At 42.2% G+C, this 22,519-nt stretch carries 23 protein-coding genes; 17 read left to right on the top strand and 6 right to left on the bottom strand.

Going from position 1 to position 22,519, the window contains the following annotated elements; genetic code table 11:
* The first annotated feature begins 1 nt into the window (after position 1).
* From ACMQ5W_RS15990 to spoIVA, 3 genes are all read left to right on the top strand, one after another.
* Positions 2–538 carry a cob(I)yrinic acid a,c-diamide adenosyltransferase gene (locus ACMQ5W_RS15990; protein WP_419026040.1) on the top strand — a complete coding sequence of 179 codons (537 nt, stop codon included), beginning with the start codon at positions 2–4 and terminating at the stop codon, positions 536–538.
* Positions 538–1,164 carry a precorrin-8X methylmutase gene (locus tag ACMQ5W_RS15995; RefSeq protein ID WP_419026041.1) on the top strand — a complete coding sequence of 209 codons (627 nt, stop codon included), beginning with the start codon at positions 538–540 and terminating at the stop codon, positions 1,162–1,164. The genes ACMQ5W_RS15990 and ACMQ5W_RS15995 overlap by 1 nt, the downstream gene beginning before the upstream one ends.
* 64 nt (positions 1,165–1,228) lie before the next feature.
* A complete protein-coding gene (spoIVA, locus tag ACMQ5W_RS16000; RefSeq protein ID WP_148493755.1) occupies positions 1,229–2,710 on the top strand; it encodes a stage IV sporulation protein A in 1,482 nt (493 codons plus the stop codon).
* 49 nt (positions 2,711–2,759) lie between these two features.
* Here the strand turns inward: spoIVA and ACMQ5W_RS16005 are convergent, their stop codons facing one another.
* On the bottom strand, positions 2,760–3,677 hold the full coding sequence (locus tag ACMQ5W_RS16005) for a hypothetical protein (protein WP_419026042.1): 918 nt from the start codon (positions 3,675–3,677) through the stop codon (positions 2,760–2,762).
* Positions 3,678–3,875: 198 nt separating this feature from the next.
* Between ACMQ5W_RS16005 and cls the strand changes: the two genes are divergently transcribed.
* From cls to ACMQ5W_RS16020, 3 genes are read left to right on the top strand one after another with little or no spacing between them, the layout of a single operon-like run.
* Entirely contained in the window at positions 3,876–5,339 is a 1,464-nt protein-coding gene (gene cls, locus ACMQ5W_RS16010) for a cardiolipin synthase (protein WP_419026043.1), read from the top strand.
* A 15-nt stretch (positions 5,340–5,354) separates the two neighbouring features.
* Positions 5,355–6,707 carry a MurT ligase domain-containing protein gene (locus ACMQ5W_RS16015; RefSeq protein WP_419026044.1) on the top strand — a complete coding sequence of 451 codons (1,353 nt, stop codon included), beginning with the start codon at positions 5,355–5,357 and terminating at the stop codon, positions 6,705–6,707.
* The gene (locus ACMQ5W_RS16020; RefSeq protein WP_419026045.1) at positions 6,708–7,472 is read left to right on the top strand and encodes a hypothetical protein; all 765 of its coding nucleotides are present in this window, start codon (positions 6,708–6,710) and stop codon (positions 7,470–7,472) included.
* 53 nt (positions 7,473–7,525) lie between these two features.
* On the opposite strand, the gene ACMQ5W_RS16025 is transcribed toward ACMQ5W_RS16020, so the two are convergent.
* Both ACMQ5W_RS16025 and ACMQ5W_RS16030 read right to left on the bottom strand, forming a co-directional pair.
* Positions 7,526–7,768: a hypothetical protein gene (locus ACMQ5W_RS16025; protein WP_419026046.1), complete on the bottom strand. Its 243-nt coding sequence runs from the start codon at positions 7,766–7,768 to the stop codon at positions 7,526–7,528.
* A gap of 40 nt (positions 7,769–7,808) precedes the next feature.
* Positions 7,809–8,165, bottom strand: coding sequence for a LysM peptidoglycan-binding domain-containing protein (locus tag ACMQ5W_RS16030; RefSeq protein ID WP_419026047.1), 357 nt, complete (start codon positions 8,163–8,165; stop codon positions 7,809–7,811).
* A 114-nt stretch (positions 8,166–8,279) separates the two neighbouring features.
* Here ACMQ5W_RS16030 and ACMQ5W_RS16035 point away from each other — a divergent pair, with 114 nt between their 5' ends.
* The 3 genes from ACMQ5W_RS16035 (at position 8,280) to clpB (ending at position 12,240) form a co-directional block, all read left to right on the top strand.
* The gene (locus ACMQ5W_RS16035; protein WP_419026048.1) at positions 8,280–8,996 is read left to right on the top strand and encodes a site-2 protease family protein; all 717 of its coding nucleotides are present in this window, start codon (positions 8,280–8,282) and stop codon (positions 8,994–8,996) included.
* Between the two features lie 224 nt (positions 8,997–9,220).
* The gene (locus tag ACMQ5W_RS16040; RefSeq protein WP_419026049.1) at positions 9,221–9,388 is read left to right on the top strand and encodes a PD-(D/E)XK nuclease family transposase; all 168 of its coding nucleotides are present in this window, start codon (positions 9,221–9,223) and stop codon (positions 9,386–9,388) included.
* 260 nt (positions 9,389–9,648) lie between these two features.
* Positions 9,649–12,240: an ATP-dependent chaperone ClpB gene (clpB, locus tag ACMQ5W_RS16045; protein ID WP_148493916.1), complete on the top strand. Its 2,592-nt coding sequence runs from the start codon at positions 9,649–9,651 to the stop codon at positions 12,238–12,240.
* Positions 12,241–12,287: 47 nt separating this feature from the next.
* On the opposite strand, the gene ACMQ5W_RS16050 is transcribed toward clpB, so the two are convergent.
* Complete coding sequence (locus ACMQ5W_RS16050) at positions 12,288–12,950, bottom strand: GntR family transcriptional regulator (RefSeq protein WP_419026050.1); 663 nt, start codon at positions 12,948–12,950, stop codon at positions 12,288–12,290.
* Positions 12,951–13,073: 123 nt separating this feature from the next.
* On the opposite strand from ACMQ5W_RS16050, the gene nth reads away from it, so the two are divergent.
* On the top strand, positions 13,074–13,697 hold the full coding sequence (nth, locus tag ACMQ5W_RS16055; protein ID WP_419026051.1) for an endonuclease III: 624 nt from the start codon (positions 13,074–13,076) through the stop codon (positions 13,695–13,697).
* A gap of 62 nt (positions 13,698–13,759) precedes the next feature.
* Complete coding sequence (locus ACMQ5W_RS16060; protein WP_419026052.1) at positions 13,760–14,572, top strand: hypothetical protein; 813 nt, start codon at positions 13,760–13,762, stop codon at positions 14,570–14,572.
* A 532-nt stretch (positions 14,573–15,104) separates the two neighbouring features.
* On the opposite strand, the gene ACMQ5W_RS16065 is transcribed toward ACMQ5W_RS16060, so the two are convergent.
* Positions 15,105–15,605 (bottom strand): SEC-C metal-binding domain-containing protein, encoded by a 501-nt coding sequence (locus ACMQ5W_RS16065; protein ID WP_419026053.1) that lies wholly within the window; start codon positions 15,603–15,605, stop codon positions 15,105–15,107.
* Positions 15,606–15,621: 16 nt separating this feature from the next.
* Positions 15,622–16,587 carry a homoserine dehydrogenase gene (locus tag ACMQ5W_RS16070; RefSeq protein WP_419026054.1) on the bottom strand — a complete coding sequence of 322 codons (966 nt, stop codon included), beginning with the start codon at positions 16,585–16,587 and terminating at the stop codon, positions 15,622–15,624.
* Positions 16,588–16,838: 251 nt separating this feature from the next.
* Here ACMQ5W_RS16070 and trmL point away from each other — a divergent pair, with 251 nt between their 5' ends.
* The 6 genes from trmL to secG all read left to right on the top strand — a co-directional run bounded on the left by trmL (position 16,839) and on the right by secG (position 22,430).
* On the top strand, positions 16,839–17,309 hold the full coding sequence (gene trmL, locus ACMQ5W_RS16075; protein WP_148492127.1) for a tRNA (uridine(34)/cytosine(34)/5-carboxymethylaminomethyluridine(34)-2'-O)-methyltransferase TrmL: 471 nt from the start codon (positions 16,839–16,841) through the stop codon (positions 17,307–17,309).
* 44 nt (positions 17,310–17,353) lie between these two features.
* Positions 17,354–18,715, top strand: a complete 1,362-nt coding sequence (gene rpoN / locus ACMQ5W_RS16080) for an RNA polymerase factor sigma-54 (protein ID WP_148492126.1) — start codon at positions 17,354–17,356, stop codon at positions 18,713–18,715.
* A 168-nt stretch (positions 18,716–18,883) separates the two neighbouring features.
* Positions 18,884–19,903 (top strand): type I glyceraldehyde-3-phosphate dehydrogenase, encoded by a 1,020-nt coding sequence (gene gap / locus ACMQ5W_RS16085; RefSeq protein WP_419026055.1) that lies wholly within the window; start codon positions 18,884–18,886, stop codon positions 19,901–19,903.
* Positions 19,904–19,971: 68 nt separating this feature from the next.
* Positions 19,972–21,156, top strand: coding sequence for a phosphoglycerate kinase (locus tag ACMQ5W_RS16090; RefSeq protein ID WP_419026056.1), 1,185 nt, complete (start codon positions 19,972–19,974; stop codon positions 21,154–21,156).
* A gap of 4 nt (positions 21,157–21,160) precedes the next feature.
* Positions 21,161–21,910, top strand: a complete 750-nt coding sequence (gene tpiA / locus ACMQ5W_RS16095) for a triose-phosphate isomerase (protein WP_419026057.1) — start codon at positions 21,161–21,163, stop codon at positions 21,908–21,910.
* 289 nt (positions 21,911–22,199) lie between these two features.
* Positions 22,200–22,430, top strand: coding sequence for a preprotein translocase subunit SecG (gene secG, locus ACMQ5W_RS16100; protein ID WP_148492122.1), 231 nt, complete (start codon positions 22,200–22,202; stop codon positions 22,428–22,430).
* Positions 22,431–22,519: the final 89 nt, after the last annotated feature.

A 22,519-nucleotide genomic window follows, 5' to 3' on the forward strand; every position in this document is an offset into this window, starting at 1 on the left:
TATGAAAAAGAATGATTTAGGATTGGTCCACATCTATTGTGGAGAAGGAAAAGGAAAGACAACTTGTTCTGTGGGATTGACGGTCAGGGCTTGTGGCTACGGTCTGCACGTTTTGTTCATGCAGTTCCTCAAGTCAGGAGACAGCAGTGAACTGAACGTGTTGCGTAAATTGCCAGGAATAGAAGTTCTGGGCACCAAACCGATTAAAAAATTCTCTTTCCAGATGACGGAAGAGGAAAAGCAGGAAACGAGAGAGGTTAACGCGCAGCAATTTGCCGACATGGTGAGAATGCTTGAGGCTGATCACTACGATATGCTGGTATTGGATGAGTGTCTTGGTGCCATTGAAGCGGGACTTCTGGATGACCAAGTGGTGGTCGAATTTTTGAAGAACAGACCGAACCAGCTGGAGGTTGTACTGACAGGAAGATACCCGACCGATGAACTGGTAGAATTGGCTGACTATGTTTCCAGAATTGATAAAGTAAAACACCCGTTTGATAAGGGAATTCCAGCAAGGGCAGGTATTGAAGGCTAATGAAAATCGAGAATATAAAACCGGATCAGATTGAAGCCAGAAGCTTTGAAATCATTGGAGAAATCCTCGGCGATAAAGAATTAGATCCCAGGTATGAGGCGGTAATTAAGAGGTGTATCCACACATCTGCTGACTTTGAGTATGCGGACAGCATGTACTTTACAGACGGTGTCATCGATAAAATACAAGAGGCCATAAAAAAAGGCGCATATATTGTGACTGACACGACAATGGCGCGAGCTGGCATCAATAAAAAAAGAATTGAGAAGTACGGTGGAGACGTCCTCTGCTTCATCGGAGATGAGGATGTGGCCGCAGAGGCGAAAGAACGAGGCGTAACGAGATCTCTGGTCAGCATGGAAAAGGCCAGCCGTCTGAATCGACCTGTTATCTTTGCCATCGGCAATGCGCCGACAGCACTGATTTCTATTTATGATTTGGTAAAGGCAGGAAAACTTTCTCCTGTTGCCGTCATTGGCGTACCGGTGGGCTTTGTCAATGTAGTGGAGTCGAAAGAACTGCTCATCGGCTCTGGTGTGCCTTGCATTGCTGCCAGGGGCAGAAAAGGCGGCAGCAACATCGCCGCAGCAATTGTCAATGCAATTCAATATAAAATTGAAGAATAGATGAATATATCCGGAACTTCCTTCATACTATTTTATAGAGTTATGTGAGAAAGAGGATGAAGGTATGACTGATGGAAATATTTATAAAAGTATAGCTGAGAGAACAGGCGGAGAGATATATGCAGGAATTGTCGGCCCAGTTAGAACAGGTAAATCTACATTTATCAAGAGATTTATGGAACTGTTTGTTGTGCCGGGCATCGAGAATACATATGTCAAAACCAGGGTGGTCGATCAGCTGCCGCAGAGTGGTGACGGCAGGACTATCACCACGACAGAACCGAAATTTGTTCCTGAAGAAGCTGTAAAAATCAAAATCAACAACGCAACCATGTCTATGAGACTTGTAGACTGTGTGGGTTATCTTGTTCCAGGTGTGCTGGGCCATCAAGAGGATGGCAAGAGCAGGATGGTAAAAACTCCTTGGGATGAGGAAGAGATGCCTTTTGAGGCAGCAGCTGAACGGGGAACAGAAAAAGTAATTACTGATCATTCAACTGTTGGAATCATGGTCACCTGTGATGGAAGTTTTGGCGAAATTCCGAGAGAAAACTACATAAAAGCAGAAGAGAAGACAGCTAACCAGCTCAAGGAGCTCGGTAAACCTTTTGTAATCATATTGAACAGCAGCGAACCTTCGTCATATAAAACCAAGGAACTGGCGAAAAAGCTGCAGACGAAATATTCTGCGCCGGTCATTCCTGCCAACTGTGCTACCATGGAAAAGGACATTCCAGAGAAAATTTTTGACGAACTGCTGAGGCAGTTCCCGGTCAGTGAGGTGTTTATCGACCTTCCTGAATATATGGATGCCCTGTCTCCGGATCACTGGATTAAAGCAGGTATTGTAGGGACGGTTCTGTCCTGGATGGATACTGTCGATACGATGGGCAGTGTGGAACCGTCGATTCAGGCAATCATGGCCAATGAGAACGTAAAGAAGGCCAATGTAGTCAGCTGTGAAATGGCTACAGGCAGAGTCATCATCGAGATTCAGTTGAAAGACGGACTTTATTACCAGATTATCGAAGAATTGCTGGATCATCCAGTAGCCAGTGATCGAGAGTTGTTCCTGTTGCTAAAGGAATACTCCAAGGCAAAACAGGCCTATGACGATATGGAAGAGGCGCTCAGCAGCGTCAGCCGTACAGGATACGGCATCGTCCATCCGAAGCTGCATCAGATGAATCTGGGACAGCCGGAGGTCTTCAAACAAGGCAATAAGTTTGGGGTCAGGCTGGTGGCATCGGCGCCTTGCCTGCATATCATCAGAACGGATATCAGCACAGAAATTTCCCCGATTGTTGGAACAGAGCAACAGTCTGCTGATCTGGCGAGCTTCCTGATGGAAAAATTCACCGGCTCCGAGGAGGAAAACGATATCTGGGACACCAATCTCTTCGGCAAATCGCTGAAAGACCTGGTATCAGAGCAGATGGACGGCAAACTGACCTCCATGCCAGAGACATTGCAGGTGAAAGTACAGAGATCCCTGCAGAAAATCAGCAACGAAGGAAAAGATTATTTTATCTGTATCATATTGTAATTGAAAAGACCTGAAATTCTCGAAAAAAACGATTATTTCAGGTCTTTTATTATTTGGACTTTTCTATATAAGCTAATGCGTCGGATTCTTTTATCTGATATTTTTCCATCAGTTTTTTTAAAATTAAATCATCTGACAGATCGAATTCTCTGTAGGCGGCAATCAGATTGGCGATGCCTTCGTCGCGACCGAGTTCAATGCCTTCGTCGCGACCTTTGTTATAATATTCTTCGGCTGCTTCCTTCGCTCTGATTTCAGCAAATTCTTCACTTGTGATCTCCTTAAACAACATACTCCCCACCTCCGGACTGTTTTTCTCCAGAAAATCTTTTAAGATGCCTTCTCTGATACAGCGCTGGATGGCCGTATTGACTGCATCTTTTGCGTCTTTTCCCTGGCTGCGGTAGTCCTTAATGTATTCCAGTAAAAGGCTGTAGCCCCGTAGTTTTTCACTCCGCTCCAGAACTTTCTGGCTCTGTTCGTCATCACTATTATAATGCATCTTGATGATTTTTACCACAAGTTCTATCGAATTTTCCGGTGGTGTATTCAAAAAACTGTCAGATAATCTTAATGTTGTTGTCTTCCATTTCTGGCTTCCGGTATAGACGACAAAAAATTCAGGAGTGGGGATTTTGACCCTCTTACTGCCATATAGAGCGACTGCATCTATCAGCTTTTCATAGGTTCTCGCGATATATTCTAATTGGCGAAGGGGCATGTTATTATTAATGGCAGCTTGATGTTCCGTCAAAATGATGAATTGCTTGTCGATGATAAATCCGAGATCATTTTTTAAGTTTGTGTAGACGGCATCTTCCAAAGTGGTGAATTCCACTTCTGTATCGGGTCCGTAGTCAGCACCTTCCAGTGCATTGAACAATTCGATTGCGCTTTCTTTTTCTGAAAATAGCATACGGAAGACAGTATCTTGATGATTTCGTTTCGGTTCGGCTTCTTGATTCATAAATCAACCTCCTGTAATTATTTACCAATATTATACTGCATAGAATTGGTAAATACAAGATTAAAATCCATATTATGTAAAATAAGTGCAAGTATAATATTTACCAGAGAAAGATAAATTTTATGGATTCTCTTGCAGATTTGTGATAGAATATTCCCATTAATGGGTAAAGCTAAAATCAAAACAGGGGTATATTCAATGACATATTTTATCAGCTTTTTCACAGAACGCGATTGGACTGCGTTTATTTATAGTATCAACTTAATCATCGCACTGGCGATTATCTTTTTGGAAAGAAAAAATCCGGCGGCTTCTCTTGCCTGGATTTTAGTGCTTTTTGTTCTGCCCATAGCAGGGATCTTTTTTTATATGATATTGGCGCAGAACATCTCCAGGCAAAAGATATACAAACTAACAGACAGCGAGAAGAGTGTCATCACTGAGGAGTTAAAATACCAAATTGAAAGTATCGACAACGGTAAATTCGAGTTTGTAAACGATACCGCAAAAAAATGGAAGCATATGATTAAGTTAAATCAAGTGTATGGCGCTTCTTATCTGACGCAGAATAACGATATAGAGATTTTTGACGATGGTAAGAAGATGTTTCATAAATTGATGCGGGATATCAACCATGCGACAAAGTCCATCAATGTCATGTATTATATCGTTAAGGACGACATGGTCGGCAGAAAGTTCCTGGAGGCTTTGACTCAGAAGGCTAGAGAAGGGGTAGAAGTGAAGTTGATGATGGATGCCATGGGGTCCAGATTCATCACCAACAGGAAACTACGCGATTTTCTGGCGGCAGGGGGCAAAGTCGCATACTTTTTTAAGCCGAAATTGAAATACATCAATTTGAAACTGAATTATAGAAATCACAGAAAGATCGTTGTTATAGACGGCAAAGAAGGATACATCGGCGGCTTTAATATTGCCAACGAATATTTAGGCTTTAAAAGGCGTTTCGGCTATTGGCGAGACACCCACATCAAAATCCGCGGCAGCGCCGTGCAGGATCTCAATGCGACCTTTGCCATGGACTGGCGTGTTGCTTCTAAAGAAAACATCGAACTTGCTGAAATCTATTTTAATCCTATGGAAGATAAAGGAACTTCTCCAATCCAGGTTGTCTCCAGCGGACCGAATTCTGTGAGAGAAGAAATCAAACGGGCTATGATGCGAATGATTACGTATGCGGAAAAGACCGTATACCTACAGACTCCCTATTTTATTCCAGATCCGAGTATGTTGGAGTCGCTCAAAATGGCCGCTCAGTCCGGAGTAGACGTGAGAATAATGATTCCCTGCATGCCGGATCATATTTTCGTCTACTGGGCGACCTATGCCTATTGCGGTGAATTGATCAGATCCGGCGCAAAAGTATATATTTACGATTGTGGTTTTCTTCATGCAAAGACCATGGTCGTGGACGGCGAAGTGGCGACTGTCGGATCAGCTAACTTTGACAGACGCAGTTTCCGCTTAAACTTTGAATCTAACGCTTTCGTTTACGACGAAGTATTTGCGAAGAAGATGGATGCACAATTTATGAAAGACATTGAACAGGGACACGAGCTTACATTAGAAGACTATAACAACCGTTCAGTTATCATTAAGTTTAAAGAAGCAATTTCGCGATTGCTTTCAGATATACTATAAAGTGGAGGATACAGAATGAAATTTTATATTGCACTTTGGTTTGCAAAGATCATCAACGTCATTATCAACATTGTGGACAAGAGCAGGGGCTCCAACTTCTCAGGGGAAAAAGCGATGAAGATTGACCCGCAGATGGTAGCTCATTTTAAAGGAATTGATTATACAAAAGTTCTCTTTATTACTGGCACCAACGGAAAATCAACTACGACGAACCTGGTTCATCACATATTTAAAAGTAATGGCAAAAAAGTGATCGCCAATCTGGAGGGAGCCAATTTGATCTATGGTGTTGCAACAGCACTCTCAAAAGCATCTACGCTGACAGGGCGAATAAAGGCCGATTATATCATCTTTGAAACTGACGAGAGATACCTGCCTCTGATTCACAAACAGCTGCCGGCAGAAAACATCATGATTACCAATCTGCAGAAAGATCAGGTACAGAGAAACGGCGATCCGGATTTTATATACGGAAAACTTTTTGATGCCATCGGCGGCAACGTGAGACTGTTCCTGAACAATGAAGAACCACGTACGAAATCTTTTGATGAAAACAGCGACAAGATTGTAACTTACGGCGTAGAAAGACATAAGGAATCCTTTACAAAGGACGCTTCCTATCCAACTATGGCTTGTCCGAAGTGCAGACATAAAATCGTCTTTGATTACTACAACAACGATGGTGTGGGAAAATTCCATTGTGTCAACTGTGACCACAAAAGCGACGATACAGCAGACTATACTGTAACTGATGTTGACTTTGAGAATCGTTCCTTCAAACTCCAGGATATAGATTTCAACATGCCATATGATACACCCTATATGTGCTACAATTACGCCGGCGCGCTTGCGGTGGCAAAGGAACTGGGCGGCATAGAGCCACAGGCAGCGGCGAAAGCCTTCGGCGAGTTTAAAAACGTAGGCGGGCGGTTTGAGATATTAAAATATAAGGGGAAGACAATCAAGTATATGCGTATCAAGCAGGAAAATCCTGAAACCTTGCAGACCTGTATCAATGTCATGGCAGCAGATCAGGAAAAGAAAATGGTCTGTCTGGGACTTTGCCCACTGATTGACATGATTCCACACTATGCAAACTCCTTTTATGCTTTTGACTGCCAACTGGACAAGTTGGTACAATCCAATGTAGAGAAGTACTTCTGCTTTTCTGACAGGGTCTGCTATGATACTGCAAATCGCTTGATTTATGAAGGGGTGGACAAATCCATAATTTCCATCGCTGATACGGAAGAAGTGGACACAATTTTCAAAGAAATCGAAAGCGTAGAGACAGATAATATCTATCTGATCACGTGGATTCATACGTTCTATTATATGAAGAAGTATATTGAAAAGGAGGGAAGATAAATGAAAACAATGAATATAGCATGGCTCTTCCCAGATACGCTGTATCTTCACGGTGAAAGAGGAAATATTCTGGCACTGATGCGTTTCTCAGAATTAGCGGGCTTTAAAGCAGAATTGAAAAAGATTGATTTTGAAACAGAAGACTTTGACCCTATGAATTACGACATCATCTTCTGTCCACCGGGAGAAATGGTCTCCTATCCCGTCATCCTAGAATGGCTGAGACCTTATAAGCATCAGTTTGAAGCGTTTGTGGAAGCTGGCAGACCTCTGATTGTTACGGGTAATTCCATTGCGCTGTGGTGCAGCAAAGTCCTCCGCAAAAATGGCAGTGAATTTGAGGGAATGGGTTTACTATCAGTAGAAGCGAAAGAAAACGAAGCTGTTTACGGCGATGATATTTACTTTTCATGTCACTATCACGGGGTGGATATGGAAATCATCGGAAACCAGATTCAGATGGCGGACTTCACCAACCAAGGAGAAGAACCTTTTGGAAGGGTTCTTTACGGCTATGGAAACACAGGCAAGAATCGAGAGGAAGGATTTCAAAGGAAGAATTCCATCTTCACAAACACTCTGGCACCGATGCTGGTGGTCACTCCTAAATTGACCATAGAAATCATCAAAGCAGCAGCGGAAAACAAAGGCGAACTAGTTGAGAACATCGAATTCGACATGGAATTAGAAGAGAAATCCTTTGCGACAAAAAGAGAATTCATCTTTGGAAAAGAGAGTAGATTGACGAACTGTAAAGAGCAATGATAGAAAAAGACGGCGTAAATAGAGCGCCGTCTTTTTGAGTCTATGTTCACTGCCTATGATTTTCTGATTGTCTTGCTGCAGTCATTATCGTAATTGCCGCAGCCGTTGTGAGAACCGAGAGAGACCTCCAGTCCAATTCCGCCTCTGACAGGGGAAATGACCATGCCAATCACGATTCCGGTCATGAGACCAGCTGCAACCATAAGCCCCTTTTCAATGGGCGTATGCTGTCTGTTAAAGAATTCCTTTATCTTACACGGCTTGCATGCTGCAGCGGTATTAGTATCTTCGCACATCTAACGTTCCTCCTTAGTTTTTTTATTATTTTATCACAGTTTAGAGTGGGATGTAAAGTTCTGTACCGATCATCAGGTTATACGGATCGATATTTGGGTTCGCATTCATGACATCGTCTAATTTTACGCCATGTTTTTTTGCGATTAAGTACAGGGTGTCGCCCGCTTCTACGACGTGAACCTTCATTGAAGGCGTCGGTTTTTCTTCTGGTTTTGTCAACTGAGATTCATCTCCAGGGATGCATAGTCTCGTTCCAATTTCCAGATTATATGGATTGGTAATGCAGTTTACTTTCATCAGGAGACTTACAGGCAGATCATATTTATCTGCAATGGTATAAAGTGTATCACCTGCTGTAACAGTGTAGACGTCGATACACACAAGAGAATTATTCATAAAAAACCACCTTTCATTTTTGACCATAAAGGCCATCTTTGTAATATAATATTTCCAATTGTTCGATTTTGTGATAAAATATGATGAAATATATTGGGAAAGGAAAGAATTAATTTGAAACGTTTTTTTAAATCGCCTGCATTTGTCATTCTGATTATGCTGGTCATACTGAATATCGTAGAGGGGCGCTTTGACAATCCTATGGATTGGCTCATGAGTGAACTGCTCATGCTTCCGGGAATTATCATCGGCCTCTCTTTTCATGAATTTGCTCATGGTGCAATGTCCTATGCCTTAGGCGATCCTACGCCGAAGCTGCAGGGGAGGCTGACCATCAATCCGGCTTCACATATAGATCCCTTTGGCTTTATCGCACTACTTCTGGCTGGATTTGGCTGGGGTGTGCCAGTGCAGATCGACCCTAGATATTATAAGCACAGGAGAAGAGACGAATTTTTGGTGTCTATTGCCGGAGTTGCTATGAACTTTTTAGTCGCCATCGTTTTCTCTCTTATCATCAAAGTCATCTTTATAATCCAACCTACATGGTTGATTGGTGAGGTCGGAAACATTGTACTGGATATTTTCCATTACATCATCTTGATCAACCTGGTGCTGATGATCTTCAACTTGCTGCCGGTGCCGCCTCTGGACGGATTTGGCATCGTTACACAGATCTTCAATTTAGAGAAATACTCATGGTACTACAAAGTATATGATAAAGGTTTTTTAATATTATTGTTGTTGATATTTTTAAATATCACAGATTATGTGCTTACTCCAGGTGTCAACTTTGTTTACAGCTGGTTGGTGAATACGATTATTTTCTAGAGAATATGAGGCCCGCAGATTTTATCTGCGGGTCGTTCACTTTTTTGAAACATTTTGACGACAAATATTTGTAAAATTCCCATATTCCAAAACCATTGACTTCCCCATTGAGTAGATGTAAAATAATTCCATTAAATGGAATAGGAAATGGTTAGAATGAGAGGAAGATTAGGGGACTATTTGATAACGGGCGCAGGCAGCTGTTTCACCTGACGGACGACTGGGTGTTTTATGGCGGAAAACTTATCACTTCCTCATTGGAAAAAGGGCAGAACTATGATAAAATGAAAAAAAGCATAGTAATCTCCATCATCAACAGCAGGCTCTTTTCAGAGACGGAGAAAATGCACAGTATTTTCCGCCTGAAGGAAATCGACAAGGATATCCTATAGAAGAAATATGCAAGCTGACCCATATGCCCGAAGAAGAAGTGGAAGAGTTATAAATTTGCAGTATCAGTTTTTAGAGATTGAATCAATGAGATTTGATCTCTTTTTCTTTTGCTGAGATTAGCAAATTGAAAATTATTAGCACTCTATCAAAGTGAGTGCTAAAAAACTCTTTACTTTTTGTTTTAACAGGTATAGAATAGGACTAGAGATTAAAAATAAAGCTAAGCAAATAAATGATTCATAATTTGGGGGTGAACATGATGAACATAGAGAGATTTACACAAAACGCACAGACTGCCATTATGGACTGTCAGAATATCGCTATTTCTGAGGGCCATCAGATGCTGGACGGGGAACATTTACACCTGGCCCTGCTGATGCAGAAGGATGGATTGATTCCTAAGCTTCTCAAGTATATGGAAGTAGATCCGACATCGCTGATCGCTGACCTTGAAGAACAGATGGAAAAGCTTCCGAAAGTATCGGGAGCAGCAGACAATATTTATTCCTCAAGAAGGTTGAATCAGCTTTTGATTGATGCAGAAAAAAATGCAGATAAATTCAAAGATGAATATGTCAGTGTGGAGCACATCTATCTGGCATTGCTGGGAGAAAGAAGCACGCCGTCTGCTAAGATTTTTTCAAAATACGGTATCACAAAGGATAAATTTCTGGAGGCTCTGTCAAAGGTCAGAGGCAATCAGCGAGTGACCAGTCAGAATCCTGAAGAGAACTATGATGCTCTGAACAAATATGGCCGCGATCTAGTAGAGATGGCCAGGGATGGAAAACTTGATCCCGTCATCGGAAGAGACAGCGAGATCAGACATGCAATTCAGATTCTGTCAAGAAGAACTAAGAATAATCCAGTCCTCATCGGTGAGCCGGGTGTTGGCAAAACCGCTGTAGTAGAGGGCTTGGCGCAGAGAATACTCAACGGTGACGTGCCAGAAGGCCTGAAAGATAAGACCATCTTTGCCTTAGATATGGGCGCTTTGATTGCAGGAGCCAAGTTCAGGGGAGAGTTTGAAGAACGATTAAAAGCAGTTCTCAACGAAGTAGAAAAATCGGAAGGGCGCATTATCTTATTTATCGACGAGATTCATAACATCGTCGGTGCTGGCAGGACAGAAGGTTCTATGGATGCCGGGAATTTGCTGAAGCCGAAACTGGCTAGGGGAGAACTGCATTGTATCGGTGCGACGACCTTAGATGAATACAGAAAATACATCGAGAAGGATGCGGCATTGGAGAGGCGTTTTCAAAAAGTCATGGTCGATCAACCATCGGTTGAAGACACGATTTCTATCCTCAGAGGTCTGAAGGAACGCTTTGAAATTCATCATGGCGTCAGAATCACAGATAACGCGCTGATTGCCTGTGCGACCTTGTCCGATAGATATATTTCTGATCGATTCCTGCCGGATAAGGCTATCGATTTGATGGACGAGGCAGCTTCAAAGATCAGAACCGAAATAGACAGCATGCCAACAGAACTAGACGAGATTTCTAGAAAAATCATGCAGCTGGAGATCGAAAAGCAAGCGCTCGGCAAGGAGACAGACAGAGGATCAAAGGCTAGACTGGAAACTCTGGAAAAAGAACTGGCGCAGTTGAAAGAAGAAAACGCCTCCATGAGAGCACAGTGGGAAAATGAGAAAAAGGCCATTACAGAACTAAAGGGAACAAAAGAACAGATTGAAGAAGTCAAGCATCAGATGGAAGAGGCTGAGAGAAATTATGACTTGGAGAAACTGGCACAATTGAAATACGGCGTCCTTCCAGAACTGGAAAAGAAACTGGAAGATGAAAAGCTGAAAAAAGAGAAACCAGATGAAAACAGACTGCTCAAGGAAGAGGTTGGTGAAGAAGAGATTGCCGATGTCGTATCTGGCTGGACGGGAATCCCTGTAGCCAAACTAGTAGAATCGGAAAAGGAAAAACTGCTGAAATTGCCGGATATTCTGCACACCAGAGTCGTTGGTCAAGAAGAAGGCGTTTTGTCTGTCTCAGAGGCCATTTTAAGGGCGAGAGCGGGACTAAAAGATGAGAATCGGCCGATTGGTTCGTTTATTTTCTTAGGACCTACTGGGGTAGGTAAGACAGAACTGGCCAAGGCTCTTTCAGAGGCCCTTTTTGATACCGAAAAGAATATGATTCGAATCGACATGTCTGAATATATGGAGAAGCATTCCGTGTCCAGACTAGTAGGTGCGCCTCCGGGATATGTAGGTTATGATGAAGGAGGGCAGCTGACAGAAGCTGTCAGAAGACGGCCTTACAGCGTCATTCTCTTCGACGAGATTGAAAAGGCACACCCTGACGTATTTAATATCTTGCTGCAGCTGCTTGACGATGGACGCCTGACTGATAATCAAGGAAGAACGGTAGACTTTAAGAACACCATTATCATCATGACTTCTAATATCGGGAGCAGTGAATTGATTGACAATATCAAGGCTGATGGTACGATTGATGCGTCAACAAAAGAGAATGTTGAAAATCAGCTGAAGAACTATTTCAGACCTGAATTCCTCAACAGAATCGACGATATCGTCGTATTCAGTCCGCTGACAGAACAGCAGATTGTTAAAATTATCGAACTGTCACTAGTTGGTCTTGCCCATCGCCTGGCAGAACGGGAAATTAAATTCGAATTGACAGATAAAGGCAAGAAGTTTATCGCAAGAGAATCTTATGACCCGAATTACGGCGCTAGACCGGTAAAGAGATACCTGCAGAAAAACATCGAAACGCAGTTGGCATCCAAATTGATCAGAGGTGAAATCGTCGACGGCGATACCGTTGTCATCGATTCTGATGGAGAAACGCTGCTGTTCACAACAAAATAAAGATAAAATAAAGGATTGTCTCATAATTGAGGCAATCCTTTTCTAGATTATTTAAATTTCCGGCTTCCTGAATTATCCATGTGAATACTCATCGCAAGAGCACCGCCCTCGACGTCTTTGGCCATAAATGCATCAAAGATCGCTTTGTGTTCCTTCAGTACGTTGGTCAGATAGTCTGGCGCGTAATAATTAGAAGGATTACAGTGTTTTAAATAAACTTGATAAGAAGACAAGAACTGCTTCAGCATTCTGTTGTGAGTAGCATTATAAATAATCTGATGAAAGGCGGTATTGATATTCAGCATTTTATTGATATCGTTTTTCATGGTATAGAACTCCATAAACTCAAAAGTCTCCTCCAGCTCGTTGAGTTCTTCCTCTGTAATTCTTTCTATCGCCCAGCGTACCGCTTGAACTTCGTACGCCTTGCGGAGAACGTACATATCTTCGACGTCCTGTTCTGAAAGGCCTAAAACAAAAGCGCCTCTGTTAGGGATATTTTCAATCAGGCCGTCCATTTCTAATTGGCGCAGGGCTTCACGCACCGGCGTTCGGCTGACTTTGTATTCGTCGCAGATTTTTTGCTCCGTAAGCTTTTCTCCCGCTTTCAATTTTCCGGTGAGAATATCTTCTTGCAGTTCAGAATAGAGATTGGTAGACAACGGCTGGTTACTAGTTTTTCCGTCCTCTAAATATTGAATGATTGACATTTTGTTCCTCCTTAATTACTGTATACAATTATATGTGTGGCATACAATTTTGTCAAGACGGTCAAAATCTTTCTAACGGATTAAAGGTTGTCAAAATTTGATTTTTCTTGTATAATCGTTTGTATGAAAAAAGAAGTAATTAATAAGATATTGGATATCTTGGAAGAAACTTATCCTGAAGCGGAATGTGCCCTTCATCACCAAAATGTATTTGAGCTGATTGTTTCAGTGGCTTTATCTGCGCAGACGACGGATAAGAGCGTCAATCAGGTCACGCCTGATTTGTTTGCTGCATATCCAGATGCCTTTGCTCTGGGTGATGCTGACCCGGAAGAGGTCAGCAAATACATAAAACGCATCGGCATGTACAAGACGAAGTCAAAAAATATCGTCAATATGGCCAAGGTGTTGGCGGAAAAATATGATGGACAAGTTCCTGATGACTATGACAAACTGGTAGAATTGCCAGGGGTAGGTAGAAAAACCGCTAACGTGGTACTGTCGGTAGGTTTTGGACATCAGCGCATTGCTGTTGACACCCATGTCTTCCGCGTAGCTAATCGCATCGGTTTTGTGAATGCAAAAGACGTGTTGAAAACAGAGCTTGCTCTGATGGAGGTTTTGCCAGAGAATCGTTGGTCGAGGACACACCATTCTCTGATCTTTCATGGCAGGAACTGTTGTGCGGCGAGAAAGCCGGACTGTGAAAACTGCAGTATCGCTGAATACTGCGAAAAACATCTGTAATGATGAAAAGGGTATTGGGGAAATAAGTTAAAATCTTTTAGTTCAATTTTTAAGGAGAACGTATGAAGAAAAAACTTTTCATTTCCCTAATGGTAGTGGTATTGACGGTCATCGTGTTGCCGTTCAGTACCGAAGACGTGAACGCAAACAGTGAGAGTGCGAACTTCTCGGGAAGCACTTGTACCAGTGACGACAATGCTGCCGCAACGATTGACTATGTCAAGAGCGAATATAAGCACATGAGCCGTTATACTGGTCCTGGACAGTGCTGGGGTTACGCAGAAAAAGTAAAAGACATGCTGGCAAGCGCAAATAACACGAAGTATTATACGGGTTTAAAGAACACTACTTCTAATTTTAAAAAGAAGTGTCTGGGCATCAAGGCTGGCTCTCACATTCGGTTTTCCCACGGAAGTAGTTTTAACGGCTGGTCCGGACATTCTGTAGCACTGCTGAAGGTCACGAAGGATCAGGTGATCTGGGCAGACAATAATTACTATAGCAGCAATATCGTTTCATATTATAAGGGAACCTTGAGCGATTTTATGAAGTGCTATGGACAGTATGGCTACATCAATATGGTATCAGAGACGACAAAGTTTAAAACTTATGCGACACCGAAGTTATCTGTAACCGCCAATCATTCTGCAGGCAAAATCAAACTCACCTGGTTGGCCGTAAAAGGTGCAAAAAAGTATGAAGTTTATCGCAGTTATTCTAAAAAGGGTGAATACACGCAAATCGCTGAAGTAGAGACTGCCAACTATACGGATGATTCCGTGAAAGCAGGGAAGACCACATACTATAAAGTCAAGGCCATAAAAGAGAGCGGTATGAAATCCAGCAGCATCGAAAGTGCCAAGCTGAAAGGTTAACTAGGCACAGTAGCAGTCCAAAAAATGTAAAAACTGTATTGATAATAGGGGAGATATGGGGTATATTTTAAGTATAGTATAACTATATGCAAATGGCTGTTGCTTCTCGATATGCAACGAAAAAAAGGTCGAGTTCAAATGATTTTAAGATCCTATTATTTAGTGAATAATAGGATCTTTTATTGTTTTTTGATTATTTTACATGAGGTTAGTTATGAAGACAGGCCATTTCTATTTTGTCAAAGAAGCATTTTTTACTGATTTTCAAGATCCTGATTTCTTCAAAAGTAGTTAAATATAAAGAACAGTATCCAAGGAAAATGAGTAAGTACAAACGATGTGATACGATTGTTTTTGGAAATGTGCTAGGTTATGAGAAGGCCTTTTTGATACAAAACACCAGTCTGGTAATTGAGCAAAGCTTAATCAGCTGTAAAGAGAACTCTGATTAAGGAGTTTCATGGCAAATAAAAAAAGAAAAAGAGCAGGTTGTATTAGCTTTTGTTCAGATACAACATGCCCTTTGATTATATTATGCGTTCTTTCCGCAGCACTTCTTGTATTTTTTACCGCTGCCGCAAGGGCAAGGGTCGTTTCTGCCGGGTTTCTTTTCTGCGTGCACTGTCTTTGAGCGTTTGAACTCCTTGATGATTTCGATTCGCTTCTCTTCGCTGAGTACGTCATCCCAGGCAGGGAGAGTGAATAAGTATTCTGCTTCAGCCTTGAGCATGTTGAAGAATAGTTTTTCAAAATCGATATCGAGATCAATGGCAGTTTCTTCTGTTACGGCATCCAGATCCATCTCTGTCTTTAAACTGGAGTTGATGCCGTCGAGGAAACCGACGAAAATCGTCTTGTTGCATTGGAACTTTGCAACTAATTCATCAACCGTTCCAGACAAGTGCTCTTGATGATTTTCTAAAATGTGCGTATAAATCTTTGTCTCTGTTTCGGAGTATTCTTTCCAAAAATTTTCAAAAGTATCTTCGGTCTGATTCTCCATCAGTTCTTTCCAATCCTGAAATAGGCTCATCTGTCGTACCTCCTCTTTATAGTGCTTTTGCGATTGCAAGAATGTCGCCTACGATGGCGCTGCCTGTCGGGAGGGCACCGGCACCTTTGCCATAGAACATCACTTCGTCGACAGCATTGCCTGTAACGTAAATCGCATTGAACTCATTGGAAACGCCAGCGAGAGGATGTGAGTTTTCAATTTCCATAGGTTTTACACTGTATTCTATGTTATCGCCCACTTTCTTTGCCTGGGCAATTAATTTGATCTTGCATCCTTTTGCTTTTGCGGCCTCAATATCGTCCATGGTTATTTTGCTGATGCCTACTGTAGGTATTTCTGTCGGTGGAACATACTTATCAAAAGCAAGAGCCATCAAAATAGAAAGCTTATTTGCGACATCAATTCCTTCCACATCCGCAGTCGGATCTGCCTCGGCAAAACCTTTTGCCTGAGCATCTTTCAGCACTTCGCCGTAATCAAGACCCAAATCTGTCATCTTTGTTAAGATATAGTTGGTCGTGCCGTTGAGGATGCCCATAACTTCACTGAAATCGTTGCCTGCCAGAGCTTCTGTAATTGCAGTCAGGGCAGGGATACCGCCGCCAACGCTGGCTTCAAATCTGAATTCAACACTGTTTGCCACTGCTGCTTTGTGGAGTTTGTCAAAGTTCGCTGCTACAGCAGCTTTGTTCGGTGTTACCACTGATTTTCCGTTTTCCATGGCAGTCAGCATGAACGTGGTAGAAGGTTCGATGCCGCCGAGTGCTTCTACTACGATATCAATTTCTGGATCCTTTAAAATATCATCAGGATTCTGTGTGGCCTGGCTTTCGTGGAGTCCAAGTGCTTTCAGTCTATCCATGTTTTTTTCTAGTACTTTTTCGACCTTGATTTCTTTGCCGATTCTTTTTTCAATCAATTCTCTGTTCATATCCAAGATCTCGTAAGTTCCACCACCTACGGTTCCCAGACCTAGTATTCCGATTTTTACTGTTTTCATAACAGCCTCCTTGTACATATTTTTACATTGATAAAAATTATATACCAAAATTTCATTTTTGTCTTTAAATTTTAACAAAAAACCTTTATTATTAATAAGTAAATATATTATACGACCATAACTATACGACTAAATCCATCCAATCGAGCGGCGCATAAAGTGCTTGCTCTCTTGGGGATTGGCCGTCAAGAGTGCAGGAGTTCTCATCAATCTGCTTTGCAAATTGGGGGCAACTCCATTAGGAGGACATTATGTCATTACACATCGTATTTGTAGAACCAGAAATTCCACCTAACACTGGAAATATAGCGAGAACCTGTGCGGCGACAGACACAGTTCTGCACCTGGTAGAGCCGTTAGGCTTTTCGATAGATGAAAAAGCTGTCAGGAGAGCGGGACTGGATTATTGGCCTTATGTGAAACTGGAAGTTCACGAGAGCTTAGAGGCCTTCATGGAAACTTATGGGGACCGAACTATGTATCTGGCTACCACCAAAGGCGGCAGAATCTATACAGAACCAGAATATAAGGATGAAGATATGTTTCTCTTTGGTCGAGAAACTGCGGGGCTGCCAAGAGACTTTATCGAAGCGCATCAGGAGAAAGCAATTAGAATCCCAATGAGTAAGGACACAAGACTACGTTCTTTCAACCTTGCAAATTCCGCAAACATCATTTTATTTGAGGCATTAAGACAATTGGACTTTCCAGGCTTGAAATAGACTGATTCAATATGGTATACTATTTGCATAAGGAGATAGGAATTATGAAATTAGGATACGAGCTCACAATTGAACAGACCCAGAAACTATCCATGACTCCTGAATTGATTCAGGCAATACAGATATTGCAGTTCAACAACCAGGAGTTAGTTGATTATGTCCAGAATGAATTGCTTGAAAATCCTGTGCTGGAAGCGGAAAAGGAGTATGACACACAGGAAGTCGACATCCGAGAAAAAATCAGAGAAGCTGATTATGAAGAAGAGAGCTTCAAGCAGTGGGAATATTCCCCTGATGAAGACGATGATTATACATACGAGCAGTACGTCTCTGAAGAAGATACTTTGACAGATTATCTCTTTATGCAGCTCCAGTTTTCCAATCTCAAGGGAAAACATGCGGCAATCGGCAAATATATTATCGAGGCTGTCGATGACAATGGCTATCTGACCGCTTCTGTAGAAGAAATTGCAAAGGCAGTAGATGCTGAAATTGAAGATGTAGAAGATACGCTTAATTTTATCCAAACCTTTGATCCGGCAGGGATCGCTGCCAGAAACTTGCGGGAGTGTCTGATTATTCAACTCGCCGCAAAGGGACTTTTGACAGACGAGATTGAATATATCATAGAAAACATGTTGGAGGATTTGGCGGATAACAAGATTGCACATATTGCAAAGACCTTGAACATGAAGAATCAGGAAGTCCAGCAAATAGCAGATTTGATTAAGACCTTGGAACCAAAGCCGGGCAGACTTTTCTCATCCGGAGAGACGACCAGGTACGTTATCCCGGACATCTTTGTTGAAAAAATTAACGATGAATTTGTGGTTACCAACAACGATACCAGTGTGCCAAAGCTGATGGTCAGCTCTTATTATAACAAGTTATCTGCGGAAGCTGACAAAGACGAAGAACTAAATAAGTATTTAAATGATAGATTTAATGCAGCAGTATGGTTGATTAAAAGCATTGAACAGAGAAAGCAAACGATTTATAATGTAGCCAGCGCAGTCGTAAAGTATCAGCAGGACTTCTTTGATAAGGGGGAAAAGTACTTAAAGACTCTCACCTTAAAGCAAATTGCCGAAGAAGTCGGCGTGCACGAATCGACGGTAAGCCGTTCCATCAACGGTAAATATATGCAGAGTCCGAGAGGCGTTTTTGAACTGAAGTATTTCTTCTCAAGCGGTGTCTCAGGCGGAGACGGTGCCGGGGTTTCCTCCAACAGCGTAAAGTCTATTATCAAGGAAATCATAAATGGAGAAGATCCCAGAAAACCTTACAGCGACCAGGATATGGTAGAAATTCTGAAAGACAAGGGAATTGATATATCCAGAAGGACGGTGGCAAAGTACAGAGAAGGGATGAACATCTTATCTTCCTCGAAGAGAAGGAGATTCTAATGGAGCCCGCCCAATTTGCAGAGCAAATTGATGGAAACTCCTTATGATGTAACGCCCCAGCCTTTGGCTGGCTAGGCGTTAGTCGTATAATTTTGATATTAATTAATTTTAATATATATCAATACAAAACTTTAATTCTTATATAAAAGAGAGATATGGAGGTAAATTATGGCAATTAAAGTTGGTATTAGTGGATTCGGAAGAATTGGCAGAGTAGTGATCAGGGCGGCAATGGACATGCCTGAGATCGAAATTGCAGGTATTAATGTTCGTAACGCGGATATCGATTATCTGATCTACATGCTGAAATATGACAGTACATTCGGAAGATTCCCTAAATCACTTGAGAAGTATGAAAACGGAATTATGATGGACGGCAAAAAGGTTCCTGTATACAGCGAATCTGAAGCGAAAAACATTCCTTGGGATAAATGCGGGGCAGAATACATAGTTGAAGCGACAGGGGCTTATACTACTACTGAAACCGCGATGGATCATATCAAAGCAGGCGCTAAGAAAGTTGTGATTTCAGCTCCTGCGAAAGATAAGACAACGCCTACCTTCGTCTATGGTGTCAACTCAGACGAATACACAAGCGACATGCAGGTAGTTTCCAATGCATCCTGTACGACCAACTGCCTGGCACCACTTTGCAAGGTGCTTGAGGATAATTTTGGAATCGAACAGGGATTGATGTCTACCATCCATTCTGCTACTGCAAAGCAGAAAGTTGTTGACGCTCGTTCGATGAAAGACTGGAGAACGGGAAGAAGCGTGTTCGGCAATGTCATTCCTTCCACTACTGGTGCTGCGAAAGCTGTAGGATTGGTGATTCCTTCACTGGCAGGAAAGATGACAGGAATTTCTTACAGGGTTCCAATTGCAGACGTTTCTGTAATCGATCTGAATGTCGTATTGAAAAAATCCGCATCTTATGAGGCCATCTGCAGAGCAGTAAAGAAAGCATCTGAGACGACCCTGCATGGTGTCATTGAATACGTTGATGACGAAGTAGTATCTGGTGACTTTGTTGGAGATCCGCACACTTCCATCTTTGACGCAAGAGAAGGCATTGAGCTAAACGATAAGTTTTTCAAGCTGATCGCTTTCTATGATAATGAATTTGGATATTCCAGCAAGACATTGGAACTCATTAAGCATATGTACGAGGTAGACAACGCAAAATAATGGATACGAGAGGAAATACCGGCTAGACCGGTATTTCCTCAATATGAAACAATGAGGGGTCTAAAAAAATGAAAAAAACAATCAGAGACATCGATGTCAAAGGAAAAAAAGTTATTGTAAGATGTGATTTCAATGTACCACAGAAGGACGGCGCAATTACTGACGATAACAGAATTACGGCTGCACTGCCAACGATCACCTATTTAATTGAACAGGGGGCAAAGGTTATTTTAATGTCTCACCTGGGCAGACCAAAGGGCGAACCAAAGATGGAGTTCACGCTGCAGCCAGTGGCAGACAGACTGAGCCAGCTCCTCGGAAAAGAAGTCAAATTTAAAAGCTGCCCAGAGGTGATCTGTGATACGATTAAAGAAACGGCTGATTCTTTGCAAGAGGGAGAGGTGATGCTCCTCGAAAACGTCCGTTTCAGAAAAGAAGAAACTGAAAACGGCGCAGAATTTGCCAAAGAATTAGCTTCTTTAGGGGAAATCTTTGTGCAAGAAGCTTTTGGCACAGCACACAGAGCCCATGCTTCTACAGCGGGAATTGCCGATTATCTGCCAGCAGTATCCGGCTTCTTGATTGAGAAAGAAGTGAAGTTCCTCGGCGGCGCAGTGGAAAACCCAAAGAGACCGTTTGTAGCAATTATGGGCGGAGCAAAGGTTGGCGATAAAATTCCAGTCATTGAAAGCCTGTTGAAAAAAGTAGATACTTTGATTATCGGCGGCGGTATGTCTTATACATTCTTCAAAGCCATGGGACTTGAAATTGGCACATCGATCTTGGATGAAGAAAACATCGATTTAGCCAAGGCTTTGTTAGAAAAAGCTGAAACCGCAGGGGTCAAACTGCTGCTGCCTGTAGATGTTGTCTGCGCAAAAGAGTTTGCCAACGAGACTGAAACTGTAGTCGTTGATAGGGAACAGATACCGGCGGATATGATGGGATTGGATATCGGACCTAAGACCATTGATCTGTACAAAAAAGCCTTAATAGAAGCAAAGACCATTGTATGGAATGGTCCAGTGGGTGTGTTTGAAATGCCGTCTTTTGCCAGAGGTACAAGAGCCATTGCAGAGATTTTGGCAGAAAGCGATGCCGTTACAGTGATCGGCGGCGGTGATTCAGCGGCGGCTGCAGAGCAATTCGGTCTGGCAGACAAGATGACCCATATTTCGACGGGCGGAGGCGCTTCTCTTGAATTTTTAGAGGGTAAAGTCCTACCGGGCATTGCAATTATAGAGGAGAAATAAGAAAATGAGAATTCCGTTTATTGCAGGAAATTGGAAAATGTACAAGACGAAAAAAGAAGCGATGGAATTTGCGGAAAGCTTCAAACAGTTATATAAGGATACCGATATCAGAGCGGCAATCTGTGCGCCATTCACGCAATTAGATACGTTGGTGGAAGCCTTCAGAGGAACCGGCATAGGCGTGGGCGCACAAAACGTCCATTTCGAAGACGAAGGCGCTTTTACTGGTGAGATTTCTGTCGCTATGCTGAAAGAAATCGGTGTGGATTACTGTATCGTCGGTCATTCAGAAAGAAGACAGTACTTTGCAGAGACGGATGAGACCGTCAATCTGAAATTGAAGAAGCTTTTAACAGAGAGCGCAATCAGACCGATTCTCTGTGTCGGAGAAAATCTTTCACAGCGAGAAGCGGGAAAAGAAAAAGAGGTCGTCTCACAGCAGATTGAAAAAGATTTTGCTGGTCTCACGAGCGAGCAAGCTGAGCAAATCGTCATCGCATATGAGCCGATTTGGGCTATCGGTACGGGGAAGACAGCCAGTGCGGAGCAGGCAGAAGAAATGTGCGCTTTTATCAGGACGATCGTTGAGGAACTATACGATGAGGATACCTGCGACAAAGTAATCATTCAATATGGCGGCAGTGTGAAACCAGAAAATGCAACAGAAATCATGAATATGGATGAGATTGATGGTGCATTAGTCGGCGGAGCCAGCCTGATTCCTTCTAAATTTATGGACATTATCAACTTTTAGGGATAAAGTGTCAAAAATACTTGATTTTTACCATTTCTTATGATAAAGTTAAATGGTTGAATTTTAAGCAGTCAACCCTTAGCCAATCGAGCTACGCGCGGTGCGCTGACTCTCTTGGAGGGTGGTTGCATAAGGTCTCTCCGCAATTTGCGAGACAAATTGGGACGAGGACCATTAAGCAGTCAACCCTTAGCCAATCGAGTTTCATGCGATGCATTTGCTCATTAAGTGGAGGGTTTTGCATACGACAGTTTTTAAAACTGTGACAAGTCTATTAAGGAGGGATAAGATGAAAACCACTCTAATGGTACTATTAGCAATTGCCAGCATTATCATTATTGCCAGCGTATTATTACAATCTAGTAACAGTGACGGATTGTCCGGATCTATCGCAGGCGGCGCTGAGCAGCTGTTCGGCAAAAAAAAGAGTAAAGGTTATGAGGCTATTTTGAGCAAAATAACCGTTGTATCTGCAATCTTGTTTATCGGTCTTTCACTGGCGATTGTAGCTATTTTTTAATGTGTTTATAATTAAATTTTAAATATTCGCTTGATAGTAAGAGGTGCTTGTTTAGTGCCTCTTAAACTTGTTTCATAAGTAAGCGAAGG

The sequence above is a fragment of the Emergencia sp. genome (assembly GCF_048465375.1).
In the GTDB taxonomy this organism is placed as follows: Bacteria; Bacillota; Clostridia; order Peptostreptococcales; family Anaerovoracaceae; genus Senimuribacter.